Annotated in this window: 10 protein-coding genes; 3 read left to right on the top strand and 7 right to left on the bottom strand. The window is 40.3% G+C overall.

The window, feature by feature from the left end:
- Positions 1 to 2: 2 nt before the first annotated feature.
- Entirely contained in the window at positions 3 to 3,722 is a 3,720-nt protein-coding gene (locus WAE64_RS16120; protein ID WP_340238288.1) for a sensor histidine kinase, read from the top strand.
- A 128-nt stretch (positions 3,723 to 3,850) separates the two neighbouring features.
- The gene (gene pnuC, locus WAE64_RS16125) at positions 3,851 to 4,504 is read left to right on the top strand and encodes a nicotinamide riboside transporter PnuC (protein WP_340238289.1); all 654 of its coding nucleotides are present in this window, start codon (positions 3,851 to 3,853) and stop codon (positions 4,502 to 4,504) included.
- A 40-nt stretch (positions 4,505 to 4,544) separates the two neighbouring features.
- Here pnuC and WAE64_RS16130 read toward each other — a convergent pair whose 3' ends face one another.
- Positions 4,545 to 6,896 carry a S9 family peptidase gene (locus WAE64_RS16130; RefSeq protein ID WP_340238290.1) on the bottom strand — a complete coding sequence of 784 codons (2,352 nt, stop codon included), beginning with the start codon at positions 6,894 to 6,896 and terminating at the stop codon, positions 4,545 to 4,547.
- Between the two features lie 256 nt (positions 6,897 to 7,152).
- Between WAE64_RS16130 and WAE64_RS16135 the strand changes: the two genes are divergently transcribed.
- On the top strand, positions 7,153 to 9,252 hold the full coding sequence (locus WAE64_RS16135) for a BatA domain-containing protein (protein ID WP_340238293.1): 2,100 nt from the start codon (positions 7,153 to 7,155) through the stop codon (positions 9,250 to 9,252).
- An 89-nt stretch (positions 9,253 to 9,341) separates the two neighbouring features.
- On the opposite strand, the gene WAE64_RS16140 is transcribed toward WAE64_RS16135, so the two are convergent.
- The 6 genes from WAE64_RS16140 to WAE64_RS16165 all read right to left on the bottom strand — a co-directional run bounded on the left by WAE64_RS16140 (position 9,342) and on the right by WAE64_RS16165 (position 16,574).
- Positions 9,342 to 9,848: a DUF6265 family protein gene (locus tag WAE64_RS16140; RefSeq protein ID WP_340238296.1), complete on the bottom strand. Its 507-nt coding sequence runs from the start codon at positions 9,846 to 9,848 to the stop codon at positions 9,342 to 9,344.
- A gap of 118 nt (positions 9,849 to 9,966) precedes the next feature.
- On the bottom strand, positions 9,967 to 11,019 hold the full coding sequence (locus WAE64_RS16145; protein ID WP_340238298.1) for a 2-oxoacid:ferredoxin oxidoreductase subunit beta: 1,053 nt from the start codon (positions 11,017 to 11,019) through the stop codon (positions 9,967 to 9,969).
- A gap of 4 nt (positions 11,020 to 11,023) precedes the next feature.
- On the bottom strand, positions 11,024 to 12,826 hold the full coding sequence (locus WAE64_RS16150; RefSeq protein WP_340238299.1) for a 2-oxoacid:acceptor oxidoreductase subunit alpha: 1,803 nt from the start codon (positions 12,824 to 12,826) through the stop codon (positions 11,024 to 11,026).
- Between the two features lie 79 nt (positions 12,827 to 12,905).
- On the bottom strand, positions 12,906 to 14,705 hold the full coding sequence (locus WAE64_RS16155; protein ID WP_340238301.1) for an FAD-dependent oxidoreductase: 1,800 nt from the start codon (positions 14,703 to 14,705) through the stop codon (positions 12,906 to 12,908).
- A 126-nt stretch (positions 14,706 to 14,831) separates the two neighbouring features.
- Complete coding sequence (locus WAE64_RS16160; RefSeq protein WP_340238303.1) at positions 14,832 to 16,232, bottom strand: NAD(P)(+) transhydrogenase (Re/Si-specific) subunit beta; 1,401 nt, start codon at positions 16,230 to 16,232, stop codon at positions 14,832 to 14,834.
- A gap of 33 nt (positions 16,233 to 16,265) precedes the next feature.
- On the bottom strand, positions 16,266 to 16,574 hold the full coding sequence (locus tag WAE64_RS16165; protein ID WP_379976450.1) for an NAD(P) transhydrogenase subunit alpha part 2: 309 nt from the start codon (positions 16,572 to 16,574) through the stop codon (positions 16,266 to 16,268).
- Positions 16,575 to 16,593 lie beyond the last annotated feature (19 nt).

The following is a 16,593-nucleotide window of genomic DNA, read 5'->3' on the forward strand; positions in this document are numbered from 1 at the left end:
AAATGGATTTGAAGTTACTAAAGAAACATCTCTTCCTTATTCTTTCTATCATATTTACAATCACTGCTGCTCTTAATTTCTTTATTTTCGAGAAAAATGCTCCCAGAGCATCGAAAGAGCACTATGTAAATACAATTAGAGAACGAATAAGAATAGAAATCGTACGTTCGAAGGATGAACTTTTTAAAATAGGCACAAAGTATCAGAAAGCCCCCGAAAGCACTTTTTTGAACTTTGAGGCAGTAAGCGTTTACCCATACTATATTTTTCGTAACGGGCAATTACTCTATTGGTCCGACCACCGCTTTGTACCTACCTATCAGGAGCTAGCCAGTAATGCCGAAACCAGGCTTTTAAGCACCAATAACAGTAAATATATTGTCAATGCCATTAGATTTGGCGATAAAGGCGGCAAGATAGAGGTTTTTTCGTTGATTAACCTTTATCGTAAATTTCATAACGAAAACGATTACCTGCACAATGGTTATAACCACAAAATATTTTCAACCGAGCCGAAGAACTTACTGAGTCAACCTGTTAAAGAAACTTTTTTAAACATTACCGACGATAAAGGCAATTTTCTTTTTTCGGTTGTTCCGCCACAGGTCGAAAAACTTACTACTTCTAATATCCCGAGCGACACTCTTTTCTTACTTGCTATCAGTATTATTTTGCTGGGTATATATATAGCTTTGTGGATTTTAGGTCTTATAAAAGCACATCAGTTTGGGCGGGCGTTTGCTTTATTGGCAGCGTATCTGATTTTTATTCGCCTCATGATGCTATCTAATAGCATTCCGTTTATTGTTTATGAGTCGAATCTCTTTAATCCAAAGTTTCTTACTATCAATGCTCTTGCACCATCGCTTGGCGATATGTTGCTCAATGCCATAGTTGTAGTTATATTGGTTGGGTATCTGGTTAGTTATTTCTATCGTTCTAATACATACTATAAACTCTTTAAGACCTCCAAAATAGTTCAGAATATTATTTCTGTTTCATTAGTGGTAATTTCTGTTCTGAGTACAAACATATTTTTCAGAAACCTGAGTAGTATTTATGAGAAGTCGCAATTTACACTCGACCTATCGCTAAGTATTTCTTTTTCTTCGCTTAAAATTGCTACACTCTTATTTTATGTTACGCTATCGGTTATTTTCTTTCTGGTAAACCATTTGTTAGGAAGTCTTTTTTTAAGATTCAATAAGGATTTTAAAATGGCAGTAATCAGATGGCTAGGCGGGGTTTTAATAGGAGTGTTAGTAATAAGTGTTATCGACGAGTTCAGATGGGTTTACCTCATTGTGGGCATTTATTTTCTGATAATATATGCCAATAAGTTTCCTCGATTCTTCTATAATTTCAAATACAAAACTACCATCTACTTTTTTACAGGGGCTTTTGTATTTGCTTTTATTGCCATGTTCGTAATCTTTCATGAAGAACAGAGAAAAGACTTTTTTGATAAACAAAAATTCGGACAGAAATATCTGGCCGAAAACGATGTGCTTGGTGAGGGGCTTCTTACAAGGGTAGTACAAACAGTTCAGAAAGATACGGCCATTGGAACTGCCTTGGAAAGAGTAACTCTGGCAAGAGAACAAACGCAACAGATTGTAAAAAGTAAGCACCTGGACTTATATTTTGACCGATACGATACTGATGTATTAGCTTTTGATAAAAATGGCAAATCGCTTGACCAGTCAGAGGGAGCAAAAGACTTGCTTTATTATGAAGAGAATTATGGCAAAACCAATTACAAAACATCAAACCCAAATATATTTTTTATTGATGATATCGGCAACAACTTCATTAAACAATATGTAGTTTTTATACCTGTAAGCAGAAACAATAACCTGGTAGGGAATGTAGTGCTAGAGTTAAAAATGAGAGACGAGTTTGCCGAAAGTGTGTATCCAGAATTGCTGATGGATAAAAAATTTGTGCAAACCCCCGAAACCAAAAACTACAGCTACGCTATTTTTAATGAGAAAAACCAACTGGTGTTTAATTCGGGCAATTACAATTATATGCGTAAACTGCCTGTTGGCCTCCTGAACGACAAAGACTTATACGAAAAAGGCGTAGAACTTTATAATTATAACCATGTAGGGAAAATCGGGCAGAATGGCCGTAAAATTGTTATTTCATCAAAGTATCAGGTTTGGAAAAGTGTATTCCCTAATTTCTCTTTTTTGTTTTTGCTTTCGGTACTTTGTATTGTATTTGTGATGCTGCTTTATACACTAAAGTACAGTTTCAGGAATATGAATGTGAATTTTTCTACCAAAATTCAGTTGTATCTCAATGCTGCTTTTCTTGTCCCGTTGGTTTTGGTAGTAATTATTACGCTTAGTATTATTAATTCAACTTTTGTAAGTAATCAAGAGAAAGCGTACCTGGACAACACCAAGAATATTACTTCTACAGTACAGCTTCAATTAGAGAATTTTATTCAGAAACGCATGAGCAGGGCTTTTCTGGAGCAGGAAATAAACGATTTGGCGCATGATACCAAGCTAGATATAAATCTTTATAATCTTGATGGAAGGCTGAATCTTACCACCCGACCGCTGGTGTATGAATATGGTTTGATTTCGACCTTTATTAATCCGATAGCTTACCGTCGTATTATTGAAGAAAAAGAAAATGAGGCTTTACTAACAGAAACCTTAGGTAGCTTGACTTATAAAACTGCTTACATGATTATAAAGGGTCAAGACAGCAAGCCTTTGGGCGTAATCGGAATCCCGTTTTTTGATGCAAAGCCGGTGCTCGACCGTCAGGTAACCGAAGTTGTGGCTTCTATACTCAATATCTTTACATGGTTGTTCCTTAGTTTATTGATTATCTCTTATTTCGCTTCACATGTGCTTACAAATCCTTTAAAGATTGTGGCACAAAAACTAAAAAAGACAAATCTGGATAAACTTCATGAACGATTAGAGTGGAACTCTGATGATGAAATCGGGCTCTTGATGAGAGAATATAATAAGATGCTGAAAAAGTTGGAAGAGAGCAAAGTAGCGCTTTCATTGAGTGAAAAACAAACAGCATGGCGTGAAATGGCTAAGCAGGTGGCACACGAAATTAAAAACCCGTTGACACCGATGAAATTATCAATTCAGCAATTACAACGTACATTAGCAGTAGATAATCCGAAAGCCAAAGAACGCATTGGCCGGGCTTTAAATTCATTGACTGAGCAGATTGATAATATCAGCGAAATTGCCAATTCGTTTTCAGAATTTGCCAAAATGCCTGTGCCTCGCAATGAAACTTTTGACTTAGTGCCATTGATTCAAAAATCTGCCGATTTATATGCAGAAGATGAAAAGATTTCGCTCAATGCTTACATCAAAGAAAAAGAAGTGTGGGTAGTAGGCGACCGCCAGTTTATGAGCCGGGTTGTTACTAACCTGATTATTAATGGTATTCAGTCGGTTCCTGTCGGAAAAAGACCTATTATTAACCTACGTCTTTATAGAAGCGACGACGATAAAGCAATTATTGAAATTCAGGACAACGGCTCTGGTATTCTGGAAAACCATCGCCAGAAAGTATTCTTGCCTAACTTTACAACCAAGATAGGAGGCTCGGGCTTGGGGCTGGCAATGGCTCGCCGAGGTGTTGAACACGCCGGAGGGAATATCTGGTTTGAAACAGAAGACGGGCGTGGAACAACATTTTTTATTGATTTGCCTTTGGCGACACCACGATAAGCTTTTTATCTCTTCTATCAATTTGCAAAGTAGATAATTTTTACCCGCCAGCTAATGATACAGAAAAAAAGCCAGTAGACACTAAAGTAACGATTACAATACTTATCTTGGCAGAAAAAGAATAGAGCATGGATTTTTTTGACATTAACAACATTTTTTTTGAGTTATGGGGCGTAAAAATGAGTCATCTGGAGTTTTATGCTACTCTCACGGGCTTAGTAGCGGTGATTCTGTCGGCTCAGGAAAATGTGTGGAGTTGGATTGTGGGCTTGTCTAATGTGATACTGGCCTTTATTATGTTTTATCAGATTCAGTTGTACCCTGATATGTTTTTGCAGATATTCTTTTTCATTACAAACCTGATTGGTTTCTGGCAATGGAAATATCCAAAACAACAAGAGGCCAATCAGAAAAATGAATTAAAAATAAGCCAGTTATCTCTACAGCAATTTGGCTTACTTAGTTTGATAGGCTTAACAGGTACGGTATTACTAGGTACTTTTGCCAAAAATCTGCACGAGTGGGTGCCATTGGTTTTCAGCCAACCAAGTGCTTTTCCTTATATGGATTCTTTCACAACCGTGATGAGTATTTTTGCTACGTTTCTGCTTATTCGTAAAAAAGTAGAAGCCTGGTGGGTATGGCTGGGTGTAGATATTATCAGTACTTACATGTATTATGTAAAAGAGGTAAAACTCTATTCGTTGCTTTATGCAGTATTTTGTATAATAGCACTATTTGGAGCCATAAACTGGACGAAAGAATACAAAAAAGCATTATAAAAAATGGGGCCGCTGTCGGCCCCATTTGTGTATTATTTCATTATTTCAATCGTTCTTCAAACAGTTTCAGGACTCTCTTGTATTCATCCATCCATGATGTAGGCTCTACAAAACCGTGGTCTTCCATCGGGTAGCTGGCCATCTCCCAGTTCTCTTTTTTGAGTTCTATCAGGCGTTGTGCTAATCGGTAAGAGTCTTGTATATGTACGTTTACATCAACCATACCGTGGCAAATCAACAGATGCCCTTTCAAACCTGCTGCATGATAAATCGGTGAACTTTTACGATAAGCCAGGCTATCGGTTTGTGGCTCATTCAGAATGTTGGCAGTATAACCGTGGTTATAAGCTGCCCAGTCGGTTACTGGTCTTAAGGCTGCACCCGCTGCAAATACATCAGGCGTAGTAAACATTGCCATTAGGGTAATGAACCCACCATACGAACCACCATAGATACCGATTTTCTTAGGGTCAATGCCGTATTTATCTACCAATAATTTTGCACCATCAACATTATCTGTCAGGTCTTTTCCGCCCATAAAACGATAAATCCCTGTACGTACATCACGGCCGTAGCCAGCACTTGCGCGGTAATCAATATCTAAAACGGTATAGCCTTTATCAACTAACAAATTATGGAACATATACTCACGGAAGTACTGGCTCCACCATTTGTGTGCATTCTGTAAGTAACCTGCACCATGCACAAAAATAACCGCCTTTTTGTTTTTTAACTTTTTGGCTGGTTCATAGACACGGGCATAAATATCTACGCCATCACGGGCTTTGAATGTAATAATCTGTGGCTCTTTCCAGGCGTAGGCTTTAAATTCATCTGTTAGCGAGCTGGTAATTTGCTCGGCTTTTGCAGCAGGAATATTGTCTTGCACAAATAATTCCCAAGGCTTAGTCATGTATGAATAGCGCAAGGCAATTGTACTTTCATCTGGCGATAGCGTCACATCGTTTCCACCTACCATGCTGGTGATTTTTGTTCTTTCGCCGCCATTAACCGACATTTTATAAAAATGTGTTTCACCCGGATGTACCTCATTTGTACTCAGATAAAACCATTGTTTGTCTTTCGATAATTGCGCTTGTTGAATTTCAAACTTGCCAGATGTCAACTGTTTTTTCTCACCTGTAAGTACATTAACTGTATAAAGATGAGAATAACCATCGGCTTCCGACTGGAAATAAAGCGTTTGCTCGTCAATCCAACCAATATTACCTGGGCTTAAGGTAAAGCCCATGCCCGGCCCGCCTATCCATGCTTCGTCGTGCTGGCGGTCAAGCATTTTAAGTTTACCCGTGGCAGGGTCAAGTAGCATAAGCCAGCGGTCTTTGTTATCAAAAGCACGTATGGCTACTACTGCATAAGAGCCGTTGTCTGACCAATTGGGTGCAGTGATAATTATCTTGCGGCTGGCAGCTTTCTTTTGAGTAGTATCTTTTTTTGCATAATCTTTCAGAAACTCAGGTTGTTGCGTTAGACCTGCTAAGTCTTTAGTGCTAATCTGGTAAACGGTATCTCGTTTGGTATCATACACAAAACTTTCGTAGCTGCTCATAGGGCTGCCAACTTTGGTGCGTGCAGGTAAATCTTCGGTAAAGCCCGATTCGGTTACGTAGCTTGGTACAATGGTATTTTTTGCACCAGCGGCAGGCGTAGAAAGGCGATAAGTAATGTAGCGCATATCTGGGCTTACAACAGGTTGCTCAAGATTTTTACCTTCCAGATAAATTTCTTTTGGGCGTTTAGCTTGCTCGGCTTTGGTATTTTTTTCGGTAGCGTCTTTTTTCTCTTTGCGTTCTTTCAGAATATCAAACAGAGCCAATTGGTCGGCTTTTACCCATTTTTCTTCTTCACTCGTTTTTGCTTCGGCTTTTTTGTTACCTACCACAAAGTTTGAAAGCTGAGAAATAAGGCCATCTGCCAGATTAAGGCTGAATACATTACCACCTTTCATAAAGATAATCTTTGTTTCGTCTCCACTAAAATAAGGGTTTGCTTCTCTTTCGATGGTATTGGTTAGCTGTTTGATTTTAAGCGTATTACAATATAAAAGGTATAATTCGCCTTGTTTTTCGTAGACTTTCAATGAATAATCACGGTTGTAAGTACCTGATTGTGACGGAAGTGCACGTCTTTCTTTAGGTGATACTTTAACAGGTGTTTTGCTTGGAAGCACGATTTTATAAAGTGAATCAGCCTTATTTTTATCAGGATTCCACGAAAAGTAAATAGTTTTTGAGTCTTCTGACCAGAAAACGTTGCTCGGCGATGTCCCTATCCATTTGTAGGGTTCCTGCATAATTTTCTCGACAGTCAGCTGGGCTTGGGTTGCGGAAGCGTACAGTAAAACTGCTAGTAGAATGAAGTGTTTTTTCATGTATTTCAGGGTGTAATTAGTTTTGACAAAATTACTGTATTTTATTAAGTTTGCTAATCTGAATAATTTGATTGATTCGCTATTATTGAAAAAAACTCAATCGAAGTGCAATGTTGTATATTGTAGACCTTTGGCATAATAATTGGCTTATGTGCATGGTAAAAGTAAAATATCAACAAAACATTGAAAGGAATTTCAGACTTTTACGTTTAATTATAAAAATTCAAATGATATACCTTTAGGGGCTCAAGACTATATGCAGTTTCTCTTTCCGTCTTTTCTGTGGGGTTTATTGGCCATTTCGGTGCCAATCATTATTCATTTATTTAACTTTCGTCGTACCAAAAAGGTATTTTTTACGAACGTTGCCTTTCTGAAAGCGGTCGAAACTGAGACAAGCTCGTTCAGGCGTATCAAGCAATGGCTTATTCTGGCAGCAAGGGTGCTTTTTCTGATTTTTCTGGCCTTGGCTTTTGCACAACCTTTTTTGCCTGCCAAAAACGCGGGGCCTAATCGTTTGTCGGGTTTGGGCGTGAGTAGTCTTTATCTGGACAACTCGCTGAGTATGCAGAATACCACAGAAAACAAACGCTATCTGGATTTAGCCGTTACAAAAATTGATGAATTGCTAACTTTATTCAGCCAGTCGCCTAATGTGCAATTGGTAACCAACGATTTTTCGGGCGAAGACCAGGCAGTAACAAATACTACTAAAGTAAAAGACAGACTCACTTCAATAGGATTATCGCCGAACCCACGCACATTTGAAAATGTATATAAACGCCAACGGAGCTTGGCTCAGAAACATAATGCAAGTGCCAATAATCAGTTTTTCTGGTTTTCTGATTTTCAGAAAAGTACTGCCGGAGATATGAAGCAATTGAAAATAGATTCATTAGATAAACTGTTTTTAGTGCCTGTGCAGGGCAAAACCTCACAGAATGTGTATGTTGATTCGGTTTGGTTGGCTTCACCTTTTATCAGAGAAATGCAGAACAATGTGCTGTATGTGAAGGTATTTAACTCAGGCGATAACGATGTAGAAAAACTACCTGTGAAACTATTTATTGATAATGCACAGGCTTCTACTGCTTCGGTTGATATTGCGCCTAACAGCTCTGCTACAGCAACGTTTAATTTCACGGTAAAAGACAAGGGGTTTCATAAAGGTAAAGTTTCGTTCGACGACCAACCGATTACTTTTGATAACGATTATTATTTCGTGCTAGATGCATCGCCTGTGATTCAGGTTTTGCATTTATACCAACAACGCAGTGCCGCCGACTACATAGGTAAAGTGTTTGACAATGACAGTCTTTTTGCTTACCATTCGTACAGTGCCAGCAATGTAGATGTAGGGCAGTTCAAAAATGCGAATCTGATTGTATTAGAAGGTGTTGAACAAGTAAGTGGTACTTTCAGAACAAGCCTTGAAGAATTTATACGCCAGGGTGGAAGTTTATTGGTTTTTCCGCCAGCAAGACCTGATGCCGAAGATTATAGCCAGTTTCTGGGCGGATTCGGGATTCAGGGTATATCAGTAAATAATCAGCCTGCATTGCCGCAAAGTCAGTTGCCAATTGCTGAGCCTAATCGCCAGAATCCTTTTTATGCCGATGTATTTGAGCGCACAACGCTGCAAGGCGTAGCCAATACACCGCTCATGCAACCTGTATGGAACTGGTCGGGCGTAGGGGAGAAGATACTTACTTTTAAGAACCAGCAAAACTTTATTACGGCAACTAATACCTCAAAAGGTAAAATCTATATATCAGCTTCGCCTTTAGAGCGTACCTATGGTAATTTTGCTGAACACGCCTTCTTTGTACCGACTATGTTTAAAATAGCTTCAATGAGTGTGCGTCAAGAAAGAGCGGCCTATAATTTCAGCGAAGGAAGCATTACTGTTGATATTCCAAATGTGAAGAAAAACGCTACTTACAAGCTAAAAAGTGTTGTAACAGAGGCTAATACCAACAATATAGAGATTATTCCGATTCAACGAATCAGCGGTAATCAACTGACTTTAGAGTTGCCTAAGGCTACACAATTGAGCGATAACCAGATATTAGAGTCGGGCTATTATGAATTACAGCTAGATGGCAAAACAGAGAAATTGCTAGCTCTGAACCATGATAACGACGAATCGAAAATGGAATTTTATACACCTACCGAACTAAAAAGCTTTTTTGCAGGGCAGAAAAACGTAACAATTTTCGATAATTTACTAGATGGCGATTTTGTGAAAACCTTTCAGGAAAACAACATCGGTACACCTCTGTGGAAATATTGTATCATATTTGCCTTAGCCTTTTTGTTGGCCGAGATTTTATTAATCAGATTTATGAAAGGGTAAATCTCTTCATTCATAATATAAAAAGGAAGCCTTTTGAGATGAATTTCAAAAGGCTTCCTTTTTATATAGCACTCTGCTGAAACAGCTATTTATTTTACTCTGTTAAACACAAATAAGTCAGCAAATACCCATTTGCCGTTTTCTTGTTTACCACGTTGAAGCACTAGTTGGTCGGCACCACGTTTTTCGTAAATGATACGAATAGAGCCATCTTGTTTTTCGAACAATGCCCACTCTTTTTTAGCTTCTATAAAGCTGTATCGGTCTGAAACTTCTTTTTCTTCTACGCTAATTAAACCTGGTTTAAAGTGTTTTACTAATACAACTGGCCCTTTTTCGGTTTGTTCAAAAATGAGCATTTCGTACATCGTTACTTTGTCATCTTTCATCATGCGTATAAATCCGGTCAGGTTATCGCCGGCAGGTTTTGCCCAGAATGCTTCAATAGGGCCGCCATTGAATGTGCCTTGCCAATGCCCGTGCATAAAGGCTACATCGTTTAGGTTGCCCTTCGATTGTGCCAAAGCTTTGTTGACGAATGTGAAACAACTTAATAATAATGCAAAAAGGAGAATAGTACGTGTTGATTTTTTCATAGAAATGATAGAATAGGTAAAGATTGATAATTGATTAAGGTATAAATAGTGTACAAAAATAGGGCTTATACATGAAACTTGTATGCTCATGCATAAGCCCTGTGTATAAATTTATTTTTTATCGTAAACTCTGATTCAATGCTTCAAGTGCATCTACACCAGGGCAAAGAACATCTTCTTTCAGTTCGTTTAGTGGTTTTTCGGTAGTTCCTAAAACTTCGTGTAAACTCTGGGTATTGGGCTCAATGTAAATCAATCCAGTCAGAATCTCTCCTTTGCTTTTGGCATTTTGTAAGGCCAGCATCGCCGATAGTTTGTCTTCCGGATTCCACTCCTGATTTAGTTTTTGTAGGTTCAATATTGAACCATCGTGCAGTGTTACCTCTTTGCTGGCCCCTTCTGCATACGAGGTTGTGATTTCTTCCATCGTAGGTACAAAATCTAAGGTTGACGTAGCCTCTATATGTGCACGCACGTAATCATAAGATTTGGTTGAGCCACTGTTATTATTGAAGGTAACACAAGGCGAAATTACATCAATCAATGCAAAGCCGGGGTGCGACATGGCTGCTTTTATTAGCGGAATCAACTGTGCTTTATCGCCTGAGAAACTACGGGCTACAAAAGTAGCGCCTAGCTCCAGACCCAAACCCACTAAATCAATAGCATTAAACATATTGGTTGAACCTGCTTTACTAATAGAGCCTGCATCAGCCGTGGCTGAGTCTTGCCCCTTAGTTAAACCATAGCAGCCGTTATTCATCACGATATATACCATATTCAGATTTCGGCGAATGGCGTGCACAAACTGCCCCATGCCAATAGACGCAGAGTCTCCATCGCCTGATACACCGAAGTAAATCAAATCACGATTGGCTAAATATGCCCCTGTTGCCACTGATGGCATACGCCCGTGTACAGAATTGAACCCGTGCGAATTGCCCAGGAAATAAGCAGGTGTTTTAGACGAACAACCAATGCCCGATAATTTAGCTAATCGGTGCGGCTCAATAGCCAACTCGTAGCAAGCCTGAATGATAGCTCCACTGATGGAGTCATGACCACAGCCCGCACAAAGGGTTGAAAGCGCTCCCTCATAATCTTGCTTAGTGTAGTTTATTTTGTTTTTCGGCAAATTAGGATGCCGAAACTTTGGACGAATGTAGGTCATGATTTCAGGAAATTACAAGCGTTTTATTGATTTCTTTTACAATTTTATCAGCCGTGATTGGCATACCATCGTAGTTTAGCACACGAATCAGTTTTTTCGGATTTATCTCCAATTCATTAATCAGGAGCGAGCGCATCTGCGCATCACGGTTTTGCTCAATTACATATACTACATCGTGGTCTTCTATAAACTGTGCTACTTCTTCGTTGAACGGAAACGCCTTTATTTGCATGGCATCCATTACTACTTCTTGCGCACGCAGTATATCAATTGCCTCTTCTGACGAATAGGTAGAAGTACCAAAGAAAATAACGCCTATTGGGCTCATGTTTTTCTGCTGGTAGAAATAAGGCTTCGGTACTAATGTTTTGGCTGTTTCCCATTTTTTTACCAAGCGTTCCATGTTTCTGATATAAACAGCACTATCTTCTGTATATACCGCATATTCGTCTCGTGAAGTACCACGGGTAAAATATGAACCTTTGGTTGGGTGTGTACCCGGATACGTTCTGTAAGGAATCCCGTCGCCATCTACATCAAGGTAACGGCCGAAACGCCCCATACCTTCTAAGTCTTCAGCAGTGAGCACTTTGCCTCTATCATATTGGCGTTCTTTATTCCACTCAAAAGGTTCGCTCATGTGGTCGTTCATGCCTAAGTCAAGGTCTGTCAAAACAATGATTGGTGTTTGAAGGCGTTCGGCTAAATCAAAGGCATCAGCAGTTAATTCAAAGCACTCTTTCGGATTACTCGGAAACAATACCACGTGCTTTGTATCGCCATGCGAAGCATAGGCTGCAATGGTAATATCAGATTGTTGCGTACGGGTGGGCATTCCTGTTGATGGCCCTGTACGTTGTACATCAATCAAAACGGCGGGTACTTCGGCAAAGTAACCGAGTCCCAAAAACTCGTTCATTAAAGATACACCCGGCCCGCTAGTGGCAGTAAAAGACCTTGCGCCATTCCAATTGGCGCCAATTACCATGCCTATGGCTGCCAGTTCGTCTTCTGCCTGCACAATGGCGAAATTCTTTTTACCTGTAACTTTATCTACTCTGAATTTCTTGGCATATTTTTCAAACTTTTCGACTACTGATGTCGATGGCGTAATCGGATACCATGCGGCTACAGTTGCTCCTGCAAACACCGCACCTAGTCCACAAGCGCCATTGCCATCAATCATGATTTTGTTACCTACTTTGTCTCGGCGCTCTACCCGGATATCTAAAGGGTAATTAAAGTTTTCATGTACATAGTTTACGCCCAGTTGTAAAGCCTGAACGTTGGCAGGAATCAGCTTTTCTTTGCCTTTAAACTGCTCGGCTAATAGTTGTTCAAGTACGCCAAACTCAATATCTAATAGTGCCGAAAGCGCACCTACATAAATGATATTTTTAAATAATTGCCGTTGGCGAGGGTCGGCGTACTGTTCTAGACAAATACCCATGAGCGGAATGCCCAGATAGGTAATATCTTCTCTGATGTATTCTTTATGAAGAGGTTTGGTGCTATCATACATAAAATACCCTCCCGGACGCACGCTCTGCACGTCTTTGAGCATACTTTGTGGGTTTACCGACACCATCATGTCAATGCCCTCACGGCGCCCCAAATAGCCTTTTTCGCTGATGCGTACTTCGTACCATGTAGGTAAGCCTTGAATATTAGAAGGAAAGATATTTTTTGGTGTAACGGGAATCCCCATGCGGAAAATTGCTTTGGCAAACATACTATTGGCACTGGCCGAACCTGTACCGTTTACATTGGCAAAGCGTATTACGAAATCATTAATAAGTTCAGACATTTGAAGCCGATTCGTCGGGCCGTCCCTGTCGGATAGTGCATCCCAAGGAGTTTATCGTGATTAAATAATAGTATTAGTTTTATGAGGCGCTTGCGGTTTGGCAACCATGATGCGCTTTTGTAACATTATAGAAGAACTTCTGCATATCCCAGGCTGAGGTCGGGCATCTTTCGGCGCACAAACCACAATGCAGGCACACGTCTTCGTCTTTTACCATTACCCTACCTGTAGCCAAGGTGCCTGATACCAGCAAATCTTGTTCAAGATTCAAAGCCGGAGCCATCAGGCGTGTGCGCAGGTCTTCTTCTGTGCCATTGTCGGTAAATGTAATACAGGAAGTAGGGCAGATGTCCATACAGGCATCGCATTCTATACAACGGTTATCGGTAAATACCGTCTGCACATCACAATTAAGGCAGCGTTGTGCTTCTTTAAAACCTACCAGCTTATCAAAGCCTAATTCTACTTCTTTTTTACGGTCTTTGAGGGTAAGCGTTTTATCTGCCTGCGGTACTGCAAAACGGTGGTCGGTAGCTACCATACTATCATAACTCCACTCATGGATACCCATTTTTTGTGAAACCAGATTGGTAAACGGATTGGGGCGTTTTGTTAAAGATTGGCCTTGGCAGAATAAATCTATTGAAATAGCACCCTGATGCCCTTGTGCCACGGCAGTAATTACGTTTTTAGGCCCTAGTGCAGCATCGCCGCCGAAAAAGACCTTAGGATTTGTAGACTGGAAAGTAACAGGGTCTACTTTCGGCATCTCCCATTTATCAAATTCAATGCCTAGGTCACGTTCTATCCAAGGGAAACTGTTTTCTTGACCGATAGCCACCAATACGTCGTCGGCTTCAACAAATACATGAGGCTCGCCTGTTGGTACCAGCGAACGTTTGCCTTTATCGTCATAGACCGCATGTACTTTTTCGAACGTCATACCTTTTAGTTTTCCATTTTCTACCATAAAAGATTTTGGTACATGGTTATCTAAAATCGGAATGTCTTCGTGCATGGCATCTTCTTTTTCCCAAGGCGAAGCCTTCATTTCAGAGAACGGGCTACGTACTACTACCTTTACGTTTTCGCCGCCTAAACGGCGTGAGGTACGGCAGCAGTCCATAGCGGTATTTCCTCCGCCTAAAACAATCACATTTTTGCCTATTGTGTTTCTATGCTCAAACGCTACGCTTGCCAGCCATTGAATCCCGATATGTATATTGGCAGCGGCTTCTTCACGACCAGGAAGGTCTGACAAATCCCGGCCTTTAGGCGCACCAGTACCTATAAAAACAGCATCATAGTTTTTGTCTAAAACTTCTTTCAGGCTCGATACATAGGTTTTGAAGTGGGAATGAATACCCATTTCAAGAATATTGTTGACTTCTTCGTCTAATACAGCTTCGGGCAAGCGAAAAGAAGGAATCTGGCTGCGCATCATACCGCCGCCTTTAATCTGCTCATCAAAAACATGGATTTCGTAACCTAGAGGAGCCAGGTCACGGGCTACAGTAAGCGAAGCAGGCCCTGCACCAATGAGTGCCACTTTTTTGCCATTTCCTATTTTGGGCGCTTTAGGAATAAGGCTTTTGATATCGCCTTTATTATCGGCGGCTACTCTTTTTAAACGGCATATAGCCACGGGTTCTTCTTCTACTCGTCCTCGGCGGCAGGCTGGTTCGCATGGCCTGTCGCAAGTGCGCCCTAATACCCCTGGAAATACGTTCGATTCCCAGTTAATCATGTAGGCTTCGGTATAACGCTCGGCAGCAATCAATCTGATGTACTCTGGCACAGGCGTGTGAGCAGGGCAGGCGTACTGGCAATCTACTACCTTATGGTAGTATTCGGGGTCATTGACATTTGTAGGTTCCAAGGGTGAAAATTTTATATTTAAGTCGTAAGTAAAACTACTCAATTTTAAAATTTAAAACCAAATAATATTTTGTATTTGGTGAAACTGGCAATGATTATATGATATTATGTCAATAAAGTACAAATTTTACATCTGCTTTAGCTCGTTAACCAGTTTGGTTAGTACTCCCTTTGCATCTCCGAAAAGCATACTTGTTTTAGGCTGGTAAAATAGTAGATTATCTATACCCGCATAACCCGCATTCATACTTCTTTTATTGACTATTACATTACGTGCATTTTCTACATCTAAGATTGGCATTCCAAAAATCGGCGACGAGGGATCGGTCTTAGCCGCCGGATTTACCACATCATTTGCTCCTACTACCAGCACCACATCTGTTTTGGCAAATTCGGGGTTAATATCTTCCATTTCCACCAGTTTATCATAAGATACATTACTTTCGGCCAATAGTACATTCATGTGCCCGGGCATACGGCCCGCCACGGGATGAATGGCGTATTCAACATCAACTCCTCGCTCTTGAAGCAATGTTTCCAGTTCATGAATCACGTGCTGTGCTTGCGCTACAGCAAGGCCATAACCCGGTACTACTACTACTTTTTTAGCGTAATTCATCAGAATAGCAGTATCTGAAATCGAAATATCTTTTATACTTCCCTGTACCTCGTTTGCCGTTCCGCTTGCATTACCTGCGCCAAATGCACCAAAAATAACATTGCTCAACGGTCGATTCATGGCCTTACACATAGCCAGTGTAAGAATTGTACCTGCCGAACCTACCAGAATACCTCCGGTAAGCATTACCTGATTCTGATATAAGAAACCTCCGAATGCGGCTGCTAAACCTGTAAATGAGTTGAGTAAAGAAATAACCACAGGCATATCGGCACCACCGATAGGAATCACAAACAAAACTCCATAAACCAAAGCTGCCGCCAAAAGTAATATCGGTAATAGCATATGCTCAGGCTGCGCATAGACAATGTATGCGCCAAAGGCAACAAGAGCTATCATTACGGCTGTATTCAGAATATTATAAGACGGAAGCCTGATAGGCTTTTTCATGGTTTCGTTAAGTTTCAGAAAAGCAATAATGCTACCGCTGAAAGAAACTGAGCCAATAATTAGTCCCGCAATAATGGTTGCTAAAGCACCTGTATTTCCTATATTGTGCTCATACTCCATAATACCTATCAGTGCTGCACAGGCACCACCCATACCATTAAAGAGTGAAACCAGTTCGGGCATTTTGGTCATTTGTACTTTGTTTGCCGTTAACCAGCCTGCAAATGTACCAATACCAATAGCTGCCAGAATCAGGATAATTTTCAGGGGTTCTCTTGAAGTATAGCCGCCGGGGTGGTTATACCATAAAATAGTGCCAGCTATGGCTAGTGTCATACCAAAAGCAGCGTATAAATTCCCTTTGCGGGCAGTATCAGGATGGCTTAGCATTTTTAAGCCTATTACAAAAGTGACAGAGCCTATCAGATAGACAATATCAAGAATATATTTTATCTCCATTGTTTCTGTTCTTTATCAGGGTTGTGTGAGGCATTATTTTTTCTTAAACATTTCCAGCATTCTGTCTGTCACGGCAAAGCCACCAATTACATTGAGTGTGCCTAACACCACTGCCACAAAACCCAATGCCAATGCCAGAATATTATCGACAGGCGTATTAAGCATTACTATTATGGCTCCAACAATCACAACACCATGAATCGCATTTGCTCCACTCATTAAGGGCGTGTGTAATACAGCAGGTACTTTGCCGATTACTTCTACACCTACAAAGACAGACAATATAAGAATGTATATCATCTCAATATTTTGACCAAGAAAACTGACTATATCGTTAATCATGTTTGAATGAGGTTATTTA

It is taken from the genome of Emticicia soli (assembly GCF_037860775.1).
In the GTDB taxonomy this organism is placed as follows: domain Bacteria; phylum Bacteroidota; class Bacteroidia; order Cytophagales; family Spirosomataceae; genus Emticicia; species Emticicia soli.

What these genes read in the sequence shown, in the direction of transcription:
- WAE64_RS16120 (WP_340238288.1), top strand. Translation starts at nt 3, where the DNA reads ATGGATTTGAAGTTACTAAAGAAACATCTCTTCCTTATTCTTTCTATC.
- pnuC (WP_340238289.1), top strand. Translation starts at nt 3,851, where the DNA reads ATGGATTTTTTTGACATTAACAACATTTTTTTTGAGTTATGGGGCGTA.
- WAE64_RS16130 (WP_340238290.1), bottom strand. Translation starts at nt 6,896, where the DNA reads ATGAAAAAACACTTCATTCTACTAGCAGTTTTACTGTACGCTTCCGCA.
- WAE64_RS16135 (WP_340238293.1), top strand. Translation starts at nt 7,153, where the DNA reads ATGCAGTTTCTCTTTCCGTCTTTTCTGTGGGGTTTATTGGCCATTTCG.
- WAE64_RS16140 (WP_340238296.1), bottom strand. Translation starts at nt 9,848, where the DNA reads ATGAAAAAATCAACACGTACTATTCTCCTTTTTGCATTATTATTAAGT.
- WAE64_RS16145 (WP_340238298.1), bottom strand. Translation starts at nt 11,019, where the DNA reads ATGACCTACATTCGTCCAAAGTTTCGGCATCCTAATTTGCCGAAAAAC.
- WAE64_RS16150 (WP_340238299.1), bottom strand. Translation starts at nt 12,826, where the DNA reads ATGTCTGAACTTATTAATGATTTCGTAATACGCTTTGCCAATGTAAAC.
- WAE64_RS16160 (WP_340238303.1), bottom strand. Translation starts at nt 16,232, where the DNA reads ATGGAGATAAAATATATTCTTGATATTGTCTATCTGATAGGCTCTGTC.
- WAE64_RS16165 (WP_379976450.1), bottom strand. Translation starts at nt 16,574, where the DNA reads ATGATTAACGATATAGTCAGTTTTCTTGGTCAAAATATTGAGATGATA.